Source organism: Chitinimonas sp. BJB300 (assembly GCF_002735695.1).
In the GTDB taxonomy this organism is placed as follows: domain Bacteria; phylum Pseudomonadota; class Gammaproteobacteria; order Burkholderiales; family Chitinimonadaceae; genus Chitinimonas.
Genome location: NZ_PDZH01000045.1, coordinates 1 through 21931, shown reverse-complemented (window position 1 = coordinate 21931; position 21931 = coordinate 1). Strand labels below are relative to the sequence as shown.

The following is a 21931-nucleotide window of genomic DNA, read 5'->3' as shown; positions in this document are numbered from 1 at the left end:
TTACAAGTGGTAAATAAGCATTCCGAGGGTGTTTTCAACGCCATATTGCCGACGCGCAGCAGACTTTAGACAGGTTCTAAGCGTAAGCCCCAATTTAATCATCCTGCCTATCTATCCAATGTGACCAAAAACCTTCGTCAACCGAGCCAAGTATGAATGAACCAGCGCACACGCCGGACTCACCTCCCGCGCCGCCAACCGAGAACAAGCCTGCCAGACGGCGTTTCCGATTTGGCCTTTTATGGCTGGAACTCTTTCTACTGGGCTGTATGGCGCTTGTGGCGGTAGTGATCCTGCTGGTCGTGAGCCCGCAAGGCACCCAGTTGTTGTTTCGGCTCGCCGACCCGTTATCGGGCGGCATGCTGCGGGTGGACCGGGTGGAAGGGACGCTCTGGCAGCGCCTTGTGCTGCATGACCTGCAAGTGAAAACCGCGCATCTCCAGCTGAAGCTCGATCGCGCCGAGTTGGTCTGGCAGCCATCGAGCTTGCTCGACGGCAAAGTACAGATTGAACAGCTTGTGCTGGGACGACTGCAGTTACACACCAAGCCCACTGATGAGCCGAGCACACCCCCTAATTCCCTGGTGCTGCCATTGCCGCTGCAATTACAGCAGGGCAGTTTGGCAAGCCTGATCCTCAACGACAAGCAGGTTCTGGCAGACGCCCTGATTCGGGTCGATAGCAATGGTCAAACCCATACGCTACAACTGTTACGCGCCAAGACACCCTGGTTCGCCGGCGATGGTGAGCTCAAACTCAGCGGCACCCGGCCCTTCAAACTGGGCGGCAAAGTACAACTGGTGGGTAGCACCCCCGACACCCCTTGGCAGCTGAACCTGCAACTGCGTAATAACCTGGAAGCATTGCAGCTCAGCGGCAATGGTGAAGGCCATATGAAGCCTGGTCCTGCACAGCAATTATTCCGGGCAGATTTCGATCTGCATCTAGCGCCTTTTGCGGACTCCACCTGGGCAATGCTAAAAAGTGGCGCCTTGCATATGAAGGCACTAGACCTGCAAACTCTGGCACCCAATCTGCCGCGCACAGCGCTCGACCTCTCGCTGCAAGCCACCCCGGCGGGCAAAGCAGTTTTCACCAAAGTCACCGTACACAACACGCTGGCCGGTAATCTACCCGCCGCCCGGTTACCCCTCGAAAGCCTTGATGCCGAACTGTTACTGGATACCCAACAAGTCACTATCCGCCAACTGACAGCCAAGCTGGCCGGTGGCAGTGTGGCTGTCACCGGTAATGCCAGCCTCGACAAGTTGAACGTACTCGCAACCCTGGCCAACATCGACCCGGTTACGTTGGGCGGGCCAGATTGGCCGGTATCCGGCACACTCGCGCTCAACGGTGCACCCGCCACCCCCCAGATAGTCGCAGCACTCGGTGATAAGCGTCTCTCTCTGAATTTGGAAGCCGCGCTCGAAGGCAAGGGTGACGCGCGCCAACTGAAGGCAAAGCGCCTGCTGATCAAACATCCAGATGGCCAGCTTGAACTGGCAGGCATGCTGGAGCTGGCAGGCCAACAGCGTTTTGACCTGCAAGGGAAGTTGGCTCAGTTTGATCCTGCCTCCCTCAGCCCGCTGGCGGGAAGACCCCTACCGGCAGGCGCCCTGAATGCCTCATTGAGCACACGTGGCAAGCTGGCTTCCGCCTTACAGGCAGATATCCGGCTGGAATTCCAACCCAGCCGGCTCAATGGTCACCCCCTTGATGGCCAACTCCGCGCAGGTTGGCGAGAACAACATATAGAAGGTGTATTGCTTTCATTGAATCTGGGTAGCAATCATCTGAATGCCAATGGTGCTTTTGGCCGGCCAGCCGACCGCTTGATGGTTGATTTCTCGTTACCGGACATTGGCGACTTCGGCCCGGGTTTCAATGGCAAGCTCGATGCCAAACTGACATTGGCCGGCACCATGCAACGCCCCAATCTGGAAGGCGACGCCCAAGCCAGGCAGCTACGTTTGCCCGGTGGCTTTTCCTTGGATACCGCGGCGCTTCACGCCAAATTCGAAGCTGCTCCGAAACGCACCACCAACAGTCCCCTCAGCCTCAAGCTCGACGTGAACACCCTGACGGGCCCCAACCTTTCTCTGACCAAGCTAAATCTGAATGTCGATGGCACCCAGGCTGCACACAGCATACAGCTGACGGGGGAAGGGACTGCCGCCGAGCAGGCATTCAACCTAAAGCTCAGCGCAGCCGGCGCATTGGAAGCCACAACCTGGCGCGGCAAAGTGGAGGAGCTTGAAAATACCGGTAGCTGGCCATTAAGACTGAACAGCCCCGCTCAACTGCAAGTCAATGCAAGCGGAGGCGAACTCACGGGGTTGAATGCCTTGGCAGTCGGCGCCAAAGTCAATATCCGTCGTGCCTATTGGCAGGCGGGGCATTTTGCCCTGCAGGGGCAAGTGCAGGATGTGGCGGTGCGGGAATGGTTGGCACGCCTGCCCAAGTTACAACCCCACTTTTCTACCGATCTGGTACTGGCGGCGAATGTCGACCTGACCGGAGATGACCGATTGGCCGGCCATATGGTGATAGAACGCCAGTCTGGTGACTTGGCGTTGTCAGTGGATGATCCGTCGATCAAACCCATGCCACTCAATTTATCCGCAGCCAAGCTGGAATTAAATTTGAATGGCGACCGGGCTGGCATCGCCGTCAATTTGAAGTCAGAAGCCTTTGGCAGCGCCAACGGTACGTTCTCCAGCCGTTTTGAGAGAACCGAAGCCGGCTGGCGACCCGCGCGTGGCGCAGCCTTGGAAGGGCAGCTCTCTGCCGAAATGCCTTCGCTCGCCTGGTTGGGCCCTTTGCTGGGCCCCACTGCGAAGGTGGATGGCAAGTTGTCTGCCGAGCTGCGTGCTGGTGGCGAAATTGGCGCGCCACGGCTGTTCGGACGTATCTCGGCGAGTGACTTTGCTTTGCGTATGCCCGATACCGGATTGAATTGGCGCGAAGGCAAACTTGAGGCCACTTTGGAAGGCGACAGCGTAAAGCTGGCGACTTTTTCGCTCAAAGCCGGCAATGGCGAGGCCAGCGCGTCGGGCCGCATGTCGCTGCGTAATGCCGGGCCGGAGGGGGCATTGGCTGTCACCTTCAACAAATTTGGCGCATTAAGCCGTCCAGACCGAAATTTGATCGTCTCGGGCGAAACCAATCTGGGCATACAGGGCGAAGCGCTGACCTTGACGGGTAAATTGACAGCCGACTCGGGTTTGATCGAGCTTTCCAAAGGCAGCGCATCCAAGCTGGGCGATGATGTAGTTGTGAAAGGCCGCACCGACCCGAACAAGCGGCAAGCCAAGCCCACCTTGCTGACCTTGCGGCTGGATCTCAACCTGGGAGAGAAATTCGTCTTCAAAGGGCAAGGGGTGGACGCCCGCCTGTCCGGCTTAGTGCGATTGGTTGCCAGTCCCACCCAACCGCTGAGTGCCAGCGGGGCGCTCAAGGTGGAAGAAGGCCGCTATGCCGCCTACGGACAGAACCTTGCCATCATGCGCGGCATCATCACCTTCCAAGGGCCGTTGGATACTCCGGCACTGGATATTCTGGCCATCCGCAAGAACCTCCCCTACGAAGTAGGCGTGCAAATCGTCGGCACCACCTTGGCACCACGCGCAACGCTGTATTCTGATGAGCCCATGCCGGACAACGAGAAGCTCAGCTGGCTGGTATTGGGGCGCGGCTCTGGTGGCGCCGGCAGCCAAGGCGATGCCGATCTCTTGCTGACAGCGGCCGACGCACTTTTCACCGCCGGAGAGTCGGTCAGCCTACGTCAGCAGATCGCGAGCACCTTTGGTTTGGACGATATCAGCATTGGTCGTTCGGACACCTATACCAAATCAACCGACCCAGCTGACCCTGATGGCGCATTGGCCGGCCGCGTAATCAGCCTGGGTAAGCGACTGTCCGATAGAGCATATCTGAGCTACGAGCAGGGGCTGGACGGTGTGGGCTCCGCCGTGAAACTGACCTACCAGCTTTCGCGACGTGTTTCCATCGCCCTGAGCGCCGGCGACACCAGTGCGATGGACGTGCTGTATTCCTGGATTTTTGATTAACCTATCAGGTTGGCGACCTCTGCCACCCGCACAGAAAACCTCATGCCTTCCCTGCTTGACCAGCCCTTTATCTTCGTTGACCTTGAAACTACCGGGGCCAACGCTCAGCGTGATCGGATTACCGAAGTAGGGGTGGTCGAGTGGCAGGGGGAATACGCTTATGAGTGGAGCACCCTCGTCAACCCCGGTACACCCATACCGCCTTTTATTACCACGCTGACCGGGATCGATGACGCCATGGTGGCTGATGCGCCGAGCTTCGCCAGCGTGGCGGCCGACCTATTGGAACGGTTGCAGGGCAGGGTGTTTGTCGCGCATAACGCTCGTTTTGACTACGGGTTCCTGAAGAATGAATTCAAGCGTGCAGGACTGGATTTTCGGGCCCGCACTGTTTGCACAGTCAAGCTGTCGAAAAAGCTTTTCCCGGGTGAATACAAGCACAACCTCGATGCTGTTGCCGAGAGAAACGGGCTACGCGCAGAAGGCGAGCGCCACCGCGCCTTGACCGATGCAAGGCTGATTTACCAATTCCTGGTCAAAATCAAGTCAGAGCGGGGGATTGAAGCACTCGATGCGGCGCTTGAGGCAGTCAGCCGGCAGGCGAACCTACCCACCGGCATCGACCCGGAATTAATAGAAACCATGCCGGATGGCCATGGGGTCTATATGTTTTACGATGAGCATGCGCAGCCACTGTATGTGGGCAGAAGCCACACCCTGAAAAAGCGGGTGCTGGCGCATTTTGCCGCCGACCTACGTGCAAACAAGGAAATACGCCTCAGCCAACAGGTAAGGCGTATCGAGTGGATTTCCACCGCCGGGGAGTTGGGCGCGCAGCTGGCCGAAGTCCGGCTGATCAAATCTCTCGCCCCCACGCACAACCATGTTCTGCAGCAAGCCGACACCTTATGTAGCTGGCGCTACAAACCGAATGAAGACGGTAGTGCACAACCCGCCTTGGTATTTGCCAGTGCGGTGGATTTTGGCCAGGAGCCCCATCTGTACGGGCTTTATGGCAGCCAGCGCGAAGCCAACAATACCCTGAAGAAAATGGCCGATGCCAATAAGCTTTGCCTGTGGGCCTTAGGCTTGGAGAAAGCGGGCAAGCGGGCCGGCGCACCGTGTTTTGGCATGCAAGCAGGGCATTGCAGGGGAGCCTGTGTGGGCAAGGAGCCAATGCGAACACATCAGGCGCGTTTATCGGCCATCCTGGCCAAAGCCCGGCTGCAACCATGGCCTTTTGCTGGCCGTATAGCGATTCGTGAGCAAGACCCGGCCAGCATCGCCAGCGATTGGCATCTGTTCGATCACTGGGTTTATCTGGGCACCGCAAGTAGCGAAGTTGATTTTGCAGATCTGCTGGCCGCCTTGCCGCCAGCCCATTTCGATGTCGATATCTATCGCATTCTGAGCCGCTTCTTAATTGGCAAACACAACTTACATATTGTTCCCCTACCCACGGTGGCAACCAATACGGGTGAGGAAGATAGATAAAGCCTGATCGCGCTTATCCCTTTTGCCAACTTGGAATACAGCGCTGTCTTAGAACCTGTCTAAAGTCTGCTGCGCGTCGGCAATATGGCGTTGAAAATACCCTCGGAATGCTCATTTACCACTCGTAAACTCCGCTTCCTCGGCTGTTTCCGCCTTATCTTGCCTTAGCTCGCAAGACTTTAGACTGGTTCTTAGACAAGAAAGCAGGGGAACCGCCTCAATACCTGGGGCGGTTCAGGCCACGCAAACAGCTTCTTAAGTCTGCTTAAACGCTTTCAACATCATGTCTGCAGTTTGCAATGCACCTTCGACCCAGCCTTGTGCGTCGGAATAGGCTTCGCCGCAGATGTAGAGCGGGCAAACATCCATAGGTTTGATAATGCGTTGCTTCACTTCCCAGCTTTTCACGCCAATATTCCAGCTGTTCCAGCCGCCACCGAAAGGGTCATCGCCCCAGTCTCGGAAGGCTGCATTAAGCACTTCGGGCGTGTAGTTGAGCCCGTGCATGAGGCCCAACTGGCGTGAAACTTCACCCACCATGAGGCGCGGAGCGGTGTACTGATGCCAGGTCGATTCGGTCAGCTTACCTATGGCGTCGCCGATGAAGGGGTCTGCTACGGGTGCGGGTCTCAGACTACCTCGGCGCGCCTGGTGCCGCTGTGGCCTCAGGCCATCCCAAAAGCCAGTGTTGGAACCATCGTCGTAGCTGGCCAGCAGCATGGCGCGGCCCGATTCGGCAGGCTGGCCATCGCTCAGGGGCCAATAGTAGGTTTGCCGTACGGGTATGTCGGTTACCGAGCGGCCAGCTAGCACCGGTACGTACTTGCCGTCGGCATCGGTATAGCCGGCGGCTTTCCACCAAGGGTTGCTATATGTAGTGAACAGTTTGAATAGCGGCCTTGGCGTGACGCTGGCGGTAAGCTGTTGAAACTCCATCAGGAGTGGGCTGGTTGTCGCCAGAATATCAATCGAGCGGCGTGGCATCGCCAGGATCAATTGCTTGGCGCGGATGATCTTGCCATCGGCCGTAAACTCGAAGGCACCGTTATCCCATTTGATGCTGGAGACGGTGGCGTTAAGGCGTACTTCGCCACCTGCGTTTTGGAATAGCTGTGCCACCGACTTGGGTACTTCCTGGAACCCTTTGCAGAATCCCTTGTATTTGGCGTCGACACCGAAATCAGATAGATACCAAGGAATGGCGTCGGCGGCATTCCAGTTCGACAACGTTGAGTCGTAACCACCCGCATCAATACTGAGCTGATAGGCCTCGCTGTTGATCACGCGCAGCAAGACATTCCAAAACCCTTGCTGATAGAGCGGCACGCCGCCGAAACTGGCTTCCTGTGCCATTGTCCGTCGTTGTTCTTCGGTTAGGTTTGGTGAGGTGATACCTGGAACAATCTGCTCGATGGCGCTCAGGATGATGCCGCCCGCCGTAGAGCCGTGGTCCAGGAAGGAGAGCTGGTAGGGCACTTTGTCCGGCTCATTGGTAAAGTCGCTGAGGCGCAGATAGACACCTCGCAGATAGGCCAGATTTTGCGGCTGATCTACCGGGAAATCATACAGCTCGATTTTTTCCTCCGCGGGTAGCGCTTGGTTGAGTTCATCGATGAGCGCGGTAATAAGCGGCTGCACCGCTGGCAGAATACGCATGCCGCCTAGCTCCGCTACCATATTTGGAATATCGGGCGGCTGGACCGACAGCAGCCGCCCACCGATATGGTCACTTCCCTCAAACACGACAATCTTCTTGCTGGTGTCGCTCTTCTTGAGCCGCCATGCACTGTAAACCCCTGAAATACCACCACCTACAATTGCGATATCCATCGTTTCGCTAGCCATGATGTGTATTCTCCTTTGCTTTGAATGCGGCGCGCCAAATTGGCCGCGCCTTTATTGGGAAGGTTGTTTTAGAAAATGACGGGAACATTGGCCGCAGTACCGCTTCCATCAGCGCCGAGAAGCCCTTTGCCGGCTGGGTGGTGGAAGACGTCGAGCCTCGGTTGCCCCACATAACGCGCCATGGCCTTGCGGGTTGCCTCCTCTCGCGACGGTGGTACGGGTGTTGCCTGCGCGGTGCGCATGTCGAGAAGGTACGACTGCTTGGTCTGGGTGACGTGACTGATGCCACGCTGCACAGCAGCCCGGACGGCTTCAGGGTGATTTACAACTTCGCCTTCCAATCCACCCAAGGACTTGGCGAGCGCCACGAAGTCGGGCTCGGGTCGATGAATGCGCAAGTATTCCGGGTCGTCGGTCTTGGGCTTCCAGCCATAGCCTGGTGCCGACCCATAGGCCTCGATGACTTGTTGCAAACCGAGTTGCAGCGTGTGGTATTCGTGATTATTGGTGATGATATAGAGCACACCGATTTCGCGATGCGCGGCGGTCCACCAAGTCTGCGGGTAGAAAAGTGAAGAGCCGTCTCCGGTCGCCGCAACCACCAGGCTGGTTTCGATCTGCTGCCAACCACGTTGCTCTAGCTTGATGCCGAGCGTCGCCGGCATCGACCAGCCAAGTGAGCCGCCGCCCACGCAGTAGTAGCTGATTGGGGCAGAGCCTTCGGTACCCAATGGCAGCAAATATTGGAACGGTGCGGGATCAGAAACCGCCTCGTGGACATAGACGAACTTCTTGGCAAGGCCTCGCTGCTCGATTTCCTTGCGAAGCGCATCGGCAATGACCACAGCCCAAATCTCGTCCTGCCGCATCGCCTGCGACAGGTATTGATCCCAAGCAACACGCCGCGTCGCATCGAGTTGACGCAGGTGCTGATTGCGCTGGTCGGCTCCAGCCGGTGGGTGCTGGCGGATTTTGTCATTGATCAGCGGCAACGTCGCCTTGATGTCACCCAATATGGCCGCTTCACCGTAATAGTTCTTGCCGATATCCCAGGTGTTGTTGGTTAGGTAGATCTGCCGCACATGCGGCGGAATCAGGGCACCCTGCGAATACTTGAACACAGTGATCTGCGCTTGGTTGCTGAAACCACACAGGAAAGCCACGTCATGGCCCTCGAACACCTGCTGCACTGCCTGCTGGCTACCCGGCAGTTCACCTTGCCAGTGGTAGTCGTTGTTGGGGAAGTTGGCGACACTGCTGAAGGTTTGCAGCAGTACCGGCGCACCAACTAGCTCGGCAAGCTGCTGCATTTCCGGCCATGCATCGGCATAGCCAACGGCATCGCCGCCAATGATGATCGGGTTTTGCGCCTGAGAAAGCAGCGTGGCTACCTGCTGGATAGTTTGTGGGTCGCCGGTGAAGTGTGGCGAAATGCGTGTCACGCCGGGCACACGGTCAAGGTCGCCGATGCTACGCATGGTGAATTCCCACGGGATGGATACGAACACCGGCCCATTGGGCGGCGCCATCGCCTCCTTGAAAGCCCGTTGCAGCACCATTGGAAACTCTTCCGGTGTGCGCACCTCGTGTGCCCACTTGGTGTATTGCTTGGCGAGGTCGACGAGGTTGGAAGCCAGCAGCGGCTCCTGTGTTACCAGTTCGTTCTGCTGCTGGCAGCACAGGATTACCAGCGGCACCTGCGATCGCGCCGCATTGAAAAGGTTGCCTATGCTGTGCGCGATGCCGGGAGTGACATGCACGACCAATACGCCGGGTTTGCCCGTCATGCGGGCCGACCCCATCGCCGCACCGATAGCGATGTTTTCGTGCAGGCATTCAATGTATTCGACTTTATTCTCCGGGTAGCACGTACCGTCGATGATGGGAATCTCATTGGTGCCCGGCACACCAAAGATGTGGTGTATTTCCAGCTCGCTCAAGATATCGAACACATAATCGCGCGCCCAACGTTGCGGGCCTGTTGCCTTTTCAATTGCCATACATCCTCCGTTCTCTTAAGTGGCCAATTGGGCGGGTACGCCAATTGGGTTGCCGTCATTGGCGGAAATAGCAGGGGAAGGGACTAGTCCGGCCCGATTGGGGAGACTGGAAGCTGCGCTTGCATAGGTTGTTGATTGGGGAAGACTGCAGAGGGTGAGCCGACGGCATGTGCCTCGGCACCGGCAATAGGTGCCGTACACGACGCAGTGGCGACGATAAATCGCTTCATGAACCCTCACTCCTAGGTGGCCTCTACGGGCTTCGTTCTTTGCTTAATCGCCAATGCTAAGCAGGGTTGTTACCGTGCCTGGAACCGCTGCTGCTGATCTCATATAAGAGCTGTAGCACATGAAAAATTGGCTGCCCTCATTCATGTGAGGGAAAAGACGTAATCCGAGCGTCGTACCCTGGCAACACTCATGTCATCTATGCCCGTTAGCATCAAGCGCTCGCTTGCCTGCATGGGCTATTTGGCCTAGCGTGGCGAGCCAAAAAAGGGAGACAACAATGCAAAACGTAAAATACGGGCTGCTTAGCGCGGCGCTACTGGCCGGCTTGGCTGGCTGTAACGATGCGGGGGGTGATCCGTCACCGACATCGACACCCCAGCAGCCTCAAGCCATGTCAATGTCGATGAATGTACTCAGCTGCGTGACGCCGCCCAATACACTGCGTGATATCACAGCCGTCCAAGGCCCCGGCAGTGCAAGCCCCTATGTTGACCAGTTGGTCAGCGTGCGGGGTGTAGTGACCGCTGATTTTCAAGCTGACGACCAACTAAAGGGGTTCTATATCCAGCAGGCGGTTGCAGATAACGACCCGAGGACGTCGGAAGGCTTGTTTATTTATGCCCCAGGCGGCCTGGATATACAGGTGGGCGATTATGTTCAGGTCAGCGGCAAAGTCACCGAATTCAAAGGCAGCAATACAGCGACTGCAAGCCTGACCGAGATGACAGAAGTCAGCACCATCAGCGTGTGCGGCAGGGGGCCGACAATTCCCCCGCACCTGGTCAAGCTACCCGTGGCGACCCCTAACGAGCTGGAGCCCTTCGAAGGGATGTTGGTCGAGTTCCACCAGGACTTGACGGTAACAGACGTTCATCAACTCGGCCGCTATGGTGAGTTGATGCTGTCACCCGGTGGGCGGCTCTATGAGCCATACAACCATCCCTATAACGCTTCGATCGACGAAATCGTCACCCGCAACAAGCTCGCCAGCATCATCCTCGATGATGGCCGCAGCATGCAGAACCCCAAACCGATTCCCTATCTGTCGGCAGCCGACACCACGGGTACACGGCGCGTGGGCGATGTCGTCACGAGCTTGCAAGGCGTGATGAGCTGGGGGTCCGACGCTTATCGTATCCATCCTGTTGTCGCACCGGTCTTCAGCCAGATCAACCCTCGGCCTGCCACGCCACCAACGGTGGGTGGCACGCTACGCGCCAGTGGCTTGAATGTCCTCAACTACTTCACCACCTTGGGGCAACGCGGTGCCAATACGGCCGAAGAATTTACCCGCCAACGGGCCAAGCTGGTCGAAACCATTACCGGTCTGAATGCCGATGTGCTGGGGTTGATGGAAATCGAAAACAACGGTGCGGCCGCCTTGATAGACTTGGTCAATGCTGTAAACGCAAAGATGGGTGCTGGTACCTATAGCTATATCGATGCCGGCAAGCCGGGTACCGATTTGATCACCGTGGCCATGATCTATAAGCCCAGCAAGGTCAAACCCATTGGCACCCCCGCCGTGCTGAATGACTCGGACTTCTCGGTAGCGGGTGGCATGCGGCCATCGGTAGCACAACGTTTTGCTGCGCTGGACAATAACGGCAGCTTTTGGATGGTGGTCAACCACCTGAAGAGCAAGGGGTCCTGCCCAAGTGGCGCCAATAATCCCGACCGGGAAACCGGGCAAGGCTGCTGGAATGTCTCACGCACCCGGCAAGCTACTGTCTTGAAGAACTGGATCAATGGCTTGGTAGCCGACTCGGGAGAGAGTGATGTGCTGATGGTAGGCGACTTCAACAGCTACCTGAACGAAGACCCCATCAGGATGCTTGAAACTGCTGGCTTTGAGGCATTGCTTAAGCGCCTGACCGCTACCGAACGCTATACCTATGTGTTCTCAGGCGAAAGCGGTGCGTTGGACCACGGTTTTGCCAGCGCCAGTATGCGTAGTCAAGTCAATGGTTTGGGTGTGTGGCACGTCAATGCTGAAGAACCACCGGTATTCGATTACAACACTGAGTTCAAACCCGATGACCGTTACGCCGCTTCACCGTATCGTTCGTCCGACCATGACCCCGTACTCGTGGGCTTGAATCTGACCCCCGATGTCGTTGTGCATGCACCTAGTCTTAGCGCCAACCTACCCTCCAATGGTATCGTTGGTGGAACGGTGAGCATCACCGGTATTGTCGCCGCCGACGGCACCGCTTTAAGCGTAGATTGGGGTGATGGCGTACAGGCAACACTGCCGCTGGCAACCAAAGAGGCCGTTCACACCTTTGCCACAGCCGGCAACTACACGCTCCGCCTGCGGCTGACCAACGCCCATGGCCAAAGCGCAGAGCGGGTAAGCAGCATCAACATCACCCACGGCACTCCCCCCGCTGTTGTGCCGGAACTGTTTTTCAGCGAATACCTGGAAGGCAGCAGCAATAACAAGGCGCTGGAAATCTACAACCCAACCGATGGAATGGTTGACCTGACTGCCTATACCGTCAGGCTCTACGCCAATGGAGCAAGCACAGCCTCATCGGCTCAGGCACTTTCTGGCTCGCTGGCCCCAGGGCATACCCTGGTATTGGTCCACCTTGGCTACAGGCTTGGCAGTATTCCCGGCAGCCAAACCAGCAATGTGACCAACTTTAATGGCAACGACGCCGTAGTGCTCGAAAAGTCGGGCATCGCCATCGACGCCATTGGCCAAAAAGGGTTTGATCCAGGCACCGAATGGAAAACCGGCAACCACTGTACCGCCAATAAAACCCTGCGCCGCAAAGCAGGCGTTGTCAAAGGCAGCCTACCGGCAGCCGCACCCGGCAACTGGGATGTGAGCGCCGAGTGGGATGTATTCAACATTGATACCTACGATGGTCTAGGCAGACGCTGAGAATCGGTTGCGACGCAACAGACGCCTAAGAACCTGCCTAATGGCTGCGTAGCAAGAGCGTAAGTAGATTCTAAGCAGTTGACAAGCGATGACCAGAATCCCCATCGACAAATCGATGGGGATTCTTATTCAGTGGGTGGTGATCAACAACGAAACCGTTGCGATTAATTGGTCAGCAATGTAAACCTCTGCTAATATGAGCACTATTACTGCTAGTATTAGCAACTCAGAGGAGCTGCCATGAAAGCCGCGACCCATTCCGAGGCAAAGCGTAAGGTGCACGTAGGTGTGTTTGAGCGACTGATCAATAGTAAAATCACACCAACCGCCCGAATCAGCCAAATGCGCGTTGGGTTTCCCGCCGATGTTCTGACGGAAATACCCGGTGTGCTCAAGTTACAGAAAAGCGAAGTCTTCAAAGTGATTGGTTTGCCTCCCTCCACGGCCAGCAAATTTATCCGTGAACACAAACTGCTCGATCAATCGACCTCTGAGCGGGTGGATCGTTTAGCCGAGATATTCGCTTTGGCCAGCGACACTCTGGGGGCGGCAGATGCCGCTGCCGACTGGTTGGCGGCCAGCAACTTCGCCTTGGGCGGCGAGCGCCCGATTGATCTGCTGGACACAGCTTTAGGTGCCGAACAGGTACGCCGGGCAATAGGCAATATCCGTTATGGCGGTGTGCTGTAAATGCAGGCTTGGCGAATTTGTGATGCCCGCTATGCCAACGACCTTAGCGGCAGCGGTGCCGCTATCTATGGCGGACGGTGGAACCCCATCGGCACCCCGGCCGTTTATGCCGCGCTTAACCCAGCAACAGCCGCACTCGAAACCTTCGCGCATCTAGGCAACCACGACAAACAACTGCGTGTTCTGGTAACGCTTGCTCTGCCCGATAACCCAAGGCTCTATACCGAGACAAGTGCAGCAGATCTGCCAGCTGGCTGGGACAGTCTGCCGGCGGGCCCCGCCAGCATGGGCCATGGCGATCGCTTTCTGCAATCGGGTATGCATCTGGGGTTGGTACTGCCCTCCATCCTCGTACCCGAAGCCCGCAATATCGTCCTCAACCCACGTCACCCGGCCTTTGCCCAAATCACCTTCGTGCAAACACGGCCATTTACATTCGATGCGCGGTTGTATGGGAAAAGTCGTGCTGGCTAGAAGGCAGAAGGGCAGGCCAGTTGCCTAGTGGTCAACTGGTTCGCCTTCATCAGCCAGGCCCCTGCGCCGTCACTGAAAAGCCGTTGGCCCAATGGTCAAAGCGCTCGACGATGGGTTCGGTATGGGCGACATGATCAGAAATCACAAAAACCGCTTGTGAAGGCCGCGGGTCCATAACCAGATACCGCGCAGTAAGGGTTGCCAACGCCGGGCTGGAGCGACGTACCAACCACAAAGCCAAGTCGAGGTGAGCCCGTTTTCCAACCCCAACAATACTGACCGTGGCACGCACTGGCAGCATTGCCGTGGTAGGTCATGCCTTAAACACCGGCTTGACCGGTGCAATATAACGTCCACCAAGCAGACGAAACATTCAAAGCAGCCAACCCGCATGCAAAATCACATTGGCGTGAGGCATATATCCACCCGTTCGCAAAGCTGCCGGGCCGCTATCCGGCTGGCCCTGACGGGGTTCTTCGATAGCCGCCCCCTGTGACCCGATACCGGTCAACTGCGCCGTCAATTGCAGCGCCAAGCCGGCATCACAATATGACCGCACAGGGGGAAACAGCGCACTTTCATCCTGTAATCCAGCCAGCACAGCCGCCTTGATTACATCAAGATCATGCATGCGAGCTGTGTGGGCAACCGGTAGACCGACAGCCAGGACAGCGCGTCTATCGCCCAGCCCCCTATAGGCCGTCATTGGCGAAATTTCGGCATAGTGCAACTGTGTTTTGTTCATATACAACTCTCTGTAGACCGTTACACGACCATTTCCTAATGGCAAGATCGTGCTGGATCTTAGAACCATGTTCCATGGCTGCTACGCGTCTGCGATACGGCGTTAAAAACACCCTCGAAATACTCACTCCCCCTTTGTGAATGCCGCTTCCGCTGTCGTTTTGTCTTATCTCGCCCTGGTTCGCACGACATTAAATCGATCCCGAATAGTCACCTGCCAGTCAGGTGCCTAATGCGATCCGGTAGGGAATGGATGATTGTGCGCCATGCCGTGTCACCCCCAGCGCGGCAGCGCGCTGGCCCAGGCGAGCTGCGTCCTGCAAGGATTTTCCTTCAGACAGACCGACACTGAATCCGCCAATGAAGGTATCACCTGCACCGGTTGTATCCACGGCCTTAACCGGAAAGGCCGGTAGATGCTGGCTGAACTCGGCTGTGGCAACAAATACACCTTTCGATCCCATTGTGATCAATACATGGCGTACCCCTTTTGCCAGGAACACCTCGGCCGCCACTGCCGCCGACGCCACATCGGTTACCGGCCGGCCGCATAACAACGCAGTCTCGGTTTCATTGGGGACAAGATAATCAATCAGCGGCCATATTTCATCGGGTAACGCTGCGGCAGGCGCCGGGTTCAACAGAACAGGGCAGTTGAATTGCTTGGCCAGCTTGGCCGCGTGCAGCACGGTAGGAATCGGCACCTCCAGCTGCAAGAGCAATAGCGCAGCGCCATCCAGCAGCTCTGCCGCGGCATCCAGGTGCTCAGGAAGAAGCTGGTTATTCGCACCCAGGGCCAGGGTAATACGGTTTTGCGCTTCATCATCGACCAGAATCATGGCGACACCGCTTGCAGCCTCAGCATCGGTGCTAACCATGCTATCGGTAACCCCTTCCGCCACCAGGCCTGCCCGCAGCGCCTTACCAAACGTATCATCCCCCAGGCGACCCACCATGGCCACATTGCCGCCCAAACGGGCACAGGCCACTGCCTGGTTCGCGCCCTTGCCACCAGGGTGGGTGGTAAAACCATGCCCAGTAAGGGTTTCGCCCGCTTCTGGCGCACGGGGGGCGCGCATGACCAAGTCCATGTTCAAGCTACCAATAACAACTAGACGACGAGATGATTTGAGTGTCATGGAATATCCGGTTGCTGATTAAGATTGGTTGGATTGAAAATGCCGCGGTAAACCCACCGTGGCGGCGTAGGGGGCAGTAGAACTGCGGATGCACAGTTCCGGTTGCAACACGACACAGAGTGGCTCGGCCCGACGCCCCCTTATGCCTTCGATCAGCATGTCTACAGCCATGGCGCCGATGATTTCCTTGGGCTGAATCACCGTAGTCAATGGCGGGCTGCTGAATGACGCCAGGCTGATCCCGTCAAAACCGACGATAGACAGCTGGTCCGGTACACGTATACCTAACTCGTAAGCGGCACACATTGCGCCTATCGCCATCAAATCGTTGCAGGCAAACACCGCACTGGGGCACTGCGCCTGTTTCAACAATGCATGCATGGCCTGATAACCGCCTCGGCTGGTGAAATCGCCACGTTGCAAGTCGACATCAGTGGGGTTGATGCCCCATTCGACCATTGCCCGCCGCCAGCCTGCAATGCGTTGGTCGCTGGAGGAAAGTGCGACGGGGCCACCAATACAGGCGATATTTTGATGTCCCAGCGACAGCAGGTGTTGGGTTGCCAGGTAACCGCCCTGGACATGATCAACCTCGACCAGGTCGTACTGCACCCGATTGATTTCCCGGTCCACCAATATCACCGGCAAGCTCAATTCGCTCAGCAACGCATGCAGGCCAACGTCTTCGCCAGAGGTCACCACAATCAGGCCATCAACACGCCGCTCGGTCAACACGCGCAGGTAGGTGCTTTGCTTAGCCGGGTTGTCGTCCGAATTGCACAGAATGACGTTGTAGCCCGCGTCAAAGCACCGCGCCTCAATCACCCGCATCAATTCCGAAAAGTAGGGGTTGGAGCTGTTCGGCAGCATCATCCCCACTGTGTGGGTAACGTTATGCTTCAGGCTTCTGGCTACCGCACTGGGCACGTAGGAAAGTTCGCGGATCGCCTGCTCTATGCGCGCGCGGGCCTCATCACCGACAGGCCGTGTGTTGTTAAGCAGGTGCGACACGGTGGTGATTGATACACCGGCAAGGTGCGCGACGTCCTTCATCGTGGCCATACAAGACTCCGGCGGCTTTTCATCATGCGTGGCGGGTACGTCGACGTTCGCGGATCATATCCAGCACAACGGCAGCAACAATGACGCACCCGGTGATGATGCGCTTCGTGGGGTCGCTGGCGCCGACTTGTGCCAGCCCCGCTTCCAGCACAGCAATAATCAGAACGCCAAAAAAGGTATTAATGACGGAACCGCGCCCGCCCATCAGACTGGTGCCGCCAATCACTACCGCAGCAATCACCTGTAGCTCCATACCCACGCCCATGTTCGGGTCGGCAGCCTCTAGGCGGGAAGTCTGTATCAGACCCGCCAGCGAGGCCAGGACGCCCAGCAACGCAAACACCACCACCTTCACCGGTCGAGGGTCAACCCCGGCCAATCGCATCGCCTCCTCATTGGTGCCAATGCCTATCATGTAGCGGCCAAACACGGTGCGCGACAGCACAATCTGGGCGACGATCACGATAACGAGTGCCAGGATAAAGGCGGGGGAAATACCACCGGCAATGGGTGCACTCAGCCACTCTACATTGCTGCCGATGTATTGGGTGCGTGAATCGGTTGCAATATAGGCACTACCACGGGCGATTTCGAGCATACCGAGCGACACAATGAACGAAGGCAGACGCCAGCCCACCGACACCATACCCGTCACCAAGCCACAGCCCAGACCTACCATCAGGCCGAGCAGGGCAGCAGCCAACACCCCCCATTGCCACTGTTGCAGGGCAATCGCGGTGATAGCGGCGCCCAACGCCATGACAGAACCGATGGAAAGGTCAATACCCGCAATGACCAACACATACGTCATGCCCACCGCCATGATCGCCAGGGCAGGGATATCGTTCGCGATAGTGATGAAGGTATCTGCCGTCAGAAAGTATTTACTGAGTGAGCCGAAGAGTACGACCATTGCGGCCAGCGTGGCAATCAGCCCGATATAGCCACCCAACGCGCTGCGCCAGCGATTGACCGAAGCGTGCTGGTTAATCGGTGTGACGGAAATGGTTTGAGAGGAGGATTGCATGAGAACCTCAAAGAGATGCTGCCGCAGACTGCGGCGTAGGGGTGAGATTGGCGTAACCGCTGAAGCACGCCTCCAGCAGGATTTGTTCAGTCCACTCTCCGCGTTCGAAAACCCCGACCAATCGGCCGGCGCTCATCACGCCAATACGGTCACAGACAGTCATCAACTCGCGCAGGTCGCTCGAAACCATCAGCATCGCCTTGCCATCTGCAGCTAGGCGGTCAAGCTCCTGATACAGGTCGGCGCGCGCGCCAATATCGACGCCACGGGTCGGTTCATCCAGCAGGAGGACATTGCAATCACGGTGCAACCATCGCGCAAATACGACTTTTTGCTGATTGCCGCCCGACAATTCGCCCACAACTTGCTCAACCGAGCCGTATTTCACTCGCAGAATGTCGGTCAAGCGCCGCGTTACGTCGTGTTCCTCTGCATAATTCAGCCAGCCGCGCCGGTTGACGGCAGCCAGGTTGGCCAAGGTGGTATTGACCCGGATCGACTGGTTGAGCAACAGGCCCTGCGCCTTGCGGTCCTCGGTCACCAGACCGATGCCATGACGAATAGCCGTCATCGGCGAGTCAATCGTGACGGGCTGCGCCTTACGGTCAAGAAACAACTCGCCGCCGTCCTTACGGTCCGCGCCGAATATCAAGCGCAGCAATTCAGTTCGGCCTGCACCTACCAAGCCTGCCAGCCCCATGATTTCACCGGCATGCAATGACAGATCAACAGCTTGTACCTGTTCGCCACAATGTAGTCCCCGTACTTCCAGGCGCACAGCACCTGCCACGCGACGAGGCCGCTGTGCACCTTCGTCCACCACGTGGCCCACCATACGTTGCACCAGTTCATCCTGGGTAACATCAGCCATGGGCCGCACATCAACCAGCCGGCCATCCCGCAAGACAGCGACTCGATCGGCAATTCGCTGTAGCTCATCCAGGCGATGCGATATATAGACAATGCCGACGCCACGGGCCTTCAACCGAGCAATCTGTTCGAACAGATGCGCAATTTCCCGGTCAGTCAACATCGCGGTTGGCTCGTCCAGGATCAACAACTTGCAATCGCCAACCAGATTGCGGGCAATTTCAACCATCTGCTGATGGCCAATCCCCAGCGAGCCCACCAGCACACCCGGGTCAATATCATCCAGGCCAATCACCGCCATCTGGCGCTTGGCTTGTTCATAGAGGGCACGCTGGTCAATCATGCCGAAGCGATGCGGCAGCTTGTCCAGCAACAGGTTCTCAGCCACGCTCAGGGTAGGAATCAGGCTCAGTTCCTGCATCACCATGCGCACGCCCAATCGCTCGGCATGGCTGCGTGAAGCAGGCTGAAAGGGCTGTCCTGTCAGCGTCAGTGTGCCGGTAGTGGGTTGCACCAAGCCACAGATAATCTTGGAGAGCGTGCTTTTTCCAGCACCGTTTTCTCCCGTCAATGCCAGTACTTCGCCGGCATGCAGGTCAAGCGCAATGTCGCTCAATACCGGCGTTGCATAGTGTTTTGAAATACCGGTAACGCGTAACAAAGGGGTAGGGGGCGTCATAGCCACATCCAGTGAGGTGAAACCATCGGCCGGCACTCCCGACACCTGTTCAACATCCTTTAGAGGGATACGCTCAGTAGAGAAAGATGAACAGGTTCTCAGCAGGTGACCGGCCGCTTACGTATTGCTGCGAGTTACTTGGTGACCAGCTCTACGGGTGTTTTCACATGGGCTGGCAATGCAGCTTGCGGCGTCTTGTCAGCGAAAGCTTTCAAACCGGTTTCAATACCGAAAACCGCTTGCTTGGCGGCATATTGCTCCGCAGTGGCATCCACTCGGCCAGCCGTCAGCATGGGTTTGATCGCCATGATGTTGTCGTAGCCAACGATCTTCACCGCATCCGCCTTACCGGCGGACTTGACGGCAGCAACCGCGCCCAGGGCCATGTTGTCATTGCCGCATAACAAGGCTTTCAAATCCGGGTATTCACGCAGCATGGCTGAGGCGACAGTATTACCTTTACCGATTTCCCAATGGCCCGACTGCACTGCCACCACCTGCACACCGGCGGCCTTCATCGCATCTTGAAACCCCAGGGTGCGTTGCTGTGCATTGAAGGTGGTGGACGTCCCTTCAATCACCCCCACCTTGTCGCCTGCCTTCAATTGCTTGGCCAGATGCGAACCCACCAGTTGCGCGCCAACCCGGTTATCGGGGCCAACAAAAGGAATGCTCAGCCCTTTCTCCTTCAGTGCTGCAACATCAAACTGGTTATCGATATTCACCACCAGAATGCCTTTGTCGATGGCGGTTTTCATGACCGGCACCAGCGCTTTGGAATCAACCGGTGCAATCACGATGACATTGACCCGCTGAGCGATCATCTGCTCAACGATCTTGATTTGCCCGGCGGTATCGGTTTCATCCTTGATGCCGTTCGCCACCAGGTCATAGGTGGCGTTTTGTTTTTGGTGCGCTTTGGCGCCGTCTTCCATCGTGCGGAAGAATTCATTAGCCAGCGATTTCATCACCAGTGCAACCTTGGGCTTTTCGGTAGTCGCCGCGATAGCGTGCTGCATCGGCAATACACCGAGGGTAACCGCGACGGCAAGCAACTTTAATGTATGACGGCGTTGGGTCATCCAAATCTCCTTCGATTTAAATTAGGTGCGTTCAAATAGTGTGCAAAACCTTGCAACGCCGCATATATGCTGACACGCAAACGTTTGCGCTAGTCTCAGTGAGTCTTGGAAAGAATGTCAAGCAGCAAGCATGTTGCGTCGCGGCAGGCGATGGACCGCAGAATGGCGCTGGGTAACAAAATCGGTTTTCAATTGTCTGAGCCGGTTAGGCAAATTACCCTATCCCCTCCAGAAAACACGCCATACTCAATAGATACAAGTTATGCGCAAATCAGACAGAGGCTAATCTTGCTGATCAACTGTGTTGCTTACCAAAGCGGCGAAAAGCTTGCTGATATCCCCTATACCGACATCAGCGAATACGTCCAGCAACCTGGTTGCTTCGTGTGGGTGGCTTTGCGCGATCCATCAGCAGAAGAACTGGAGGAAATGCGCAAAGAGTTCGGCTTGCATGAGCTGGCGCTCGAAGATGTCAGCCACGGCCACCAACTACCCAAGATCGAAGAATATGGCGATACCTTGTTTGTCGTGCTTCATCTGCTGGAAATGGATGCGACAGGCAAAATCATCGTTGGTGAAGTCGGGGTCTTTGTCGGGCCGAACTATGTGCTATCGGTGCGCAGCCATTCCGGCATCAACTTCCTGAATGTACGTGAACGGTGCGAGCGTGAACCACATCTACTGAAATCTGGCGCAGGTTTCGTCTTGTATGCCTTGATGGATGCGGTGATCGATCGCTACATCCCCATTATTCATGCGCTGGAAGGCGAACTGGAACAAATCGAGGCGAAGATCTTTTCCGGCAGCGCCGCAACGCGCGCCAGCATTGAAGAGATGTACGGCCTCAAGCGCAAACTCATGCTGGTCCAACACAGCGTGACACCTTTGCTTGAAGCGGTATCACGTCTCTACGGTGGTCGAGTACCGCAAGTATGTCTTGATCTTCAAGAGTACTACCGGGATATTTTTGACCATCTGGAACGCATCAGCAGGACTATCGACGGGCTGCGGGACATTCTGAGCACCGCCCTGCAGGTCAATCTGTCGATGATCTCATTGAGTGAGTCTGCCGTTACCAAAGAACTGGCTGCTTGGGCAGCGCTGTTTGCCGTTCCCACCATGATTGCCGGCATTTACGGGATGAATTTCGAACATATGCCGGAACTAAAATGGTCATTGGGTTATCCACTCACTTTATTGCTCATGGCAGCGCTGGACTATGCCTTGTGGTGGCATTTCAGGCGGGCAGGGTGGTTATAACCACACAGCGGAAACCCTTCCTGGTCAGCGTGTGGACTTCGCTCCCAGCAACGGTACACACCATACCACCACCAAGGCGGTAGCCAAGATGATCAACCCCGTACCCGTCGTGACCTGCTCATCCGTGAGATAGCTGTTGCAGAGCCGGGTTGTCGAATCCTGGTAAAGCAGGCCAATAGTGGCCGTCATCAGCGTCACTGAACAGCCTCTAGCAAGTTTTATAGACTGAAATACCTTATTGACTGATGTTACGCAGTGCATACGCTAACCTGTCGCCATGAAGAACAAAGAACTCGATTTGTACACCGACTATTTGCTGAGCACGTTTGGCGCGGCGACAGCAACGGGCTTGTCGGCGATGGTAGGTG

General features: G+C 56.7%; 17 protein-coding genes. 6 read left to right on the top strand and 11 right to left on the bottom strand.

Annotation, left to right across the window (positions count from 1 at the left end; all coding sequences use genetic code 11):
• Positions 1-152: 152 nt before the first annotated feature.
• Together CSQ89_RS09615 and CSQ89_RS09610 are read left to right on the top strand one after the other, a co-directional pair.
• Complete coding sequence (locus CSQ89_RS09615) at positions 153-4073, top strand: translocation/assembly module TamB domain-containing protein (RefSeq protein WP_099405946.1); 3921 nt, start codon at positions 153-155, stop codon at positions 4071-4073.
• A gap of 42 nt (positions 4074-4115) precedes the next feature.
• A complete protein-coding gene (locus CSQ89_RS09610) occupies positions 4116-5567 on the top strand; it encodes a 3'-5' exonuclease family protein (protein ID WP_099405945.1) in 1452 nt (483 codons plus the stop codon).
• A gap of 255 nt (positions 5568-5822) precedes the next feature.
• On the opposite strand, the gene CSQ89_RS09605 is transcribed toward CSQ89_RS09610, so the two are convergent.
• From CSQ89_RS09605 to CSQ89_RS22445, 3 genes are all read right to left on the bottom strand, one after another.
• Complete coding sequence (locus CSQ89_RS09605; RefSeq protein ID WP_099405944.1) at positions 5823-7412, bottom strand: flavin monoamine oxidase family protein; 1590 nt, start codon at positions 7410-7412, stop codon at positions 5823-5825.
• 68 nt (positions 7413-7480) lie between these two features.
• Positions 7481-9412, bottom strand: a complete 1932-nt coding sequence (locus CSQ89_RS09600; protein ID WP_099405943.1) for a thiamine pyrophosphate-binding protein — start codon at positions 9410-9412, stop codon at positions 7481-7483.
• 83 nt (positions 9413-9495) lie between these two features.
• On the bottom strand, positions 9496-9642 hold the full coding sequence (locus CSQ89_RS22445) for a hypothetical protein (RefSeq protein ID WP_158228953.1): 147 nt from the start codon (positions 9640-9642) through the stop codon (positions 9496-9498).
• Positions 9643-9920: 278 nt separating this feature from the next.
• Here CSQ89_RS22445 and CSQ89_RS09595 point away from each other — a divergent pair, with 278 nt between their 5' ends.
• The 3 genes from CSQ89_RS09595 to CSQ89_RS09585 all read left to right on the top strand — a co-directional run bounded on the left by CSQ89_RS09595 (position 9921) and on the right by CSQ89_RS09585 (position 13700).
• Complete coding sequence (locus tag CSQ89_RS09595; protein WP_099405942.1) at positions 9921-12536, top strand: ExeM/NucH family extracellular endonuclease; 2616 nt, start codon at positions 9921-9923, stop codon at positions 12534-12536.
• A 240-nt stretch (positions 12537-12776) separates the two neighbouring features.
• Entirely contained in the window at positions 12777-13226 is a 450-nt protein-coding gene (gene parS / locus CSQ89_RS09590) for a type II RES/Xre toxin-antitoxin system antitoxin (protein ID WP_099405941.1), read from the top strand.
• On the top strand, positions 13227-13700 hold the full coding sequence (locus CSQ89_RS09585; RefSeq protein ID WP_099405940.1) for an RES family NAD+ phosphorylase: 474 nt from the start codon (positions 13227-13229) through the stop codon (positions 13698-13700). It begins immediately after the preceding gene.
• Positions 13701-13749: 49 nt separating this feature from the next.
• Here CSQ89_RS09585 and CSQ89_RS09580 read toward each other — a convergent pair whose 3' ends face one another.
• From CSQ89_RS09580 to CSQ89_RS09550, 7 genes are all read right to left on the bottom strand, one after another.
• Positions 13750-14001 (bottom strand): hypothetical protein, encoded by a 252-nt coding sequence (locus CSQ89_RS09580; protein ID WP_199065381.1) that lies wholly within the window; start codon positions 13999-14001, stop codon positions 13750-13752.
• A 72-nt stretch (positions 14002-14073) separates the two neighbouring features.
• On the bottom strand, positions 14074-14445 hold the full coding sequence (locus CSQ89_RS09575) for a hypothetical protein (RefSeq protein WP_099405939.1): 372 nt from the start codon (positions 14443-14445) through the stop codon (positions 14074-14076).
• 220 nt (positions 14446-14665) lie between these two features.
• Positions 14666-15583: a ribokinase gene (gene rbsK / locus CSQ89_RS09570; RefSeq protein ID WP_099405938.1), complete on the bottom strand. Its 918-nt coding sequence runs from the start codon at positions 15581-15583 to the stop codon at positions 14666-14668.
• Positions 15584-15601: 18 nt separating this feature from the next.
• A complete protein-coding gene (locus tag CSQ89_RS09565; RefSeq protein ID WP_099405937.1) occupies positions 15602-16645 on the bottom strand; it encodes a LacI family DNA-binding transcriptional regulator in 1044 nt (347 codons plus the stop codon).
• Between the two features lie 22 nt (positions 16646-16667).
• Positions 16668-17672, bottom strand: coding sequence for an ABC transporter permease (locus CSQ89_RS09560; RefSeq protein WP_099405936.1), 1005 nt, complete (start codon positions 17670-17672; stop codon positions 16668-16670).
• A 7-nt stretch (positions 17673-17679) separates the two neighbouring features.
• Positions 17680-19221, bottom strand: a complete 1542-nt coding sequence (locus CSQ89_RS09555; protein WP_099405956.1) for a sugar ABC transporter ATP-binding protein — start codon at positions 19219-19221, stop codon at positions 17680-17682.
• Between the two features lie 134 nt (positions 19222-19355).
• Positions 19356-20303 (bottom strand): sugar ABC transporter substrate-binding protein, encoded by a 948-nt coding sequence (locus tag CSQ89_RS09550; protein WP_099405935.1) that lies wholly within the window; start codon positions 20301-20303, stop codon positions 19356-19358.
• A gap of 288 nt (positions 20304-20591) precedes the next feature.
• Here CSQ89_RS09550 and corA point away from each other — a divergent pair, with 288 nt between their 5' ends.
• Positions 20592-21563 (top strand): magnesium/cobalt transporter CorA, encoded by a 972-nt coding sequence (gene corA, locus CSQ89_RS09545; RefSeq protein ID WP_099405955.1) that lies wholly within the window; start codon positions 20592-20594, stop codon positions 21561-21563.
• Positions 21564-21587: 24 nt separating this feature from the next.
• Here corA and CSQ89_RS22440 read toward each other — a convergent pair whose 3' ends face one another.
• Positions 21588-21761, bottom strand: a complete 174-nt coding sequence (locus CSQ89_RS22440; protein ID WP_158228952.1) for a hypothetical protein — start codon at positions 21759-21761, stop codon at positions 21588-21590.
• Between the last annotated feature and the right edge of the window lie 170 nt (positions 21762-21931).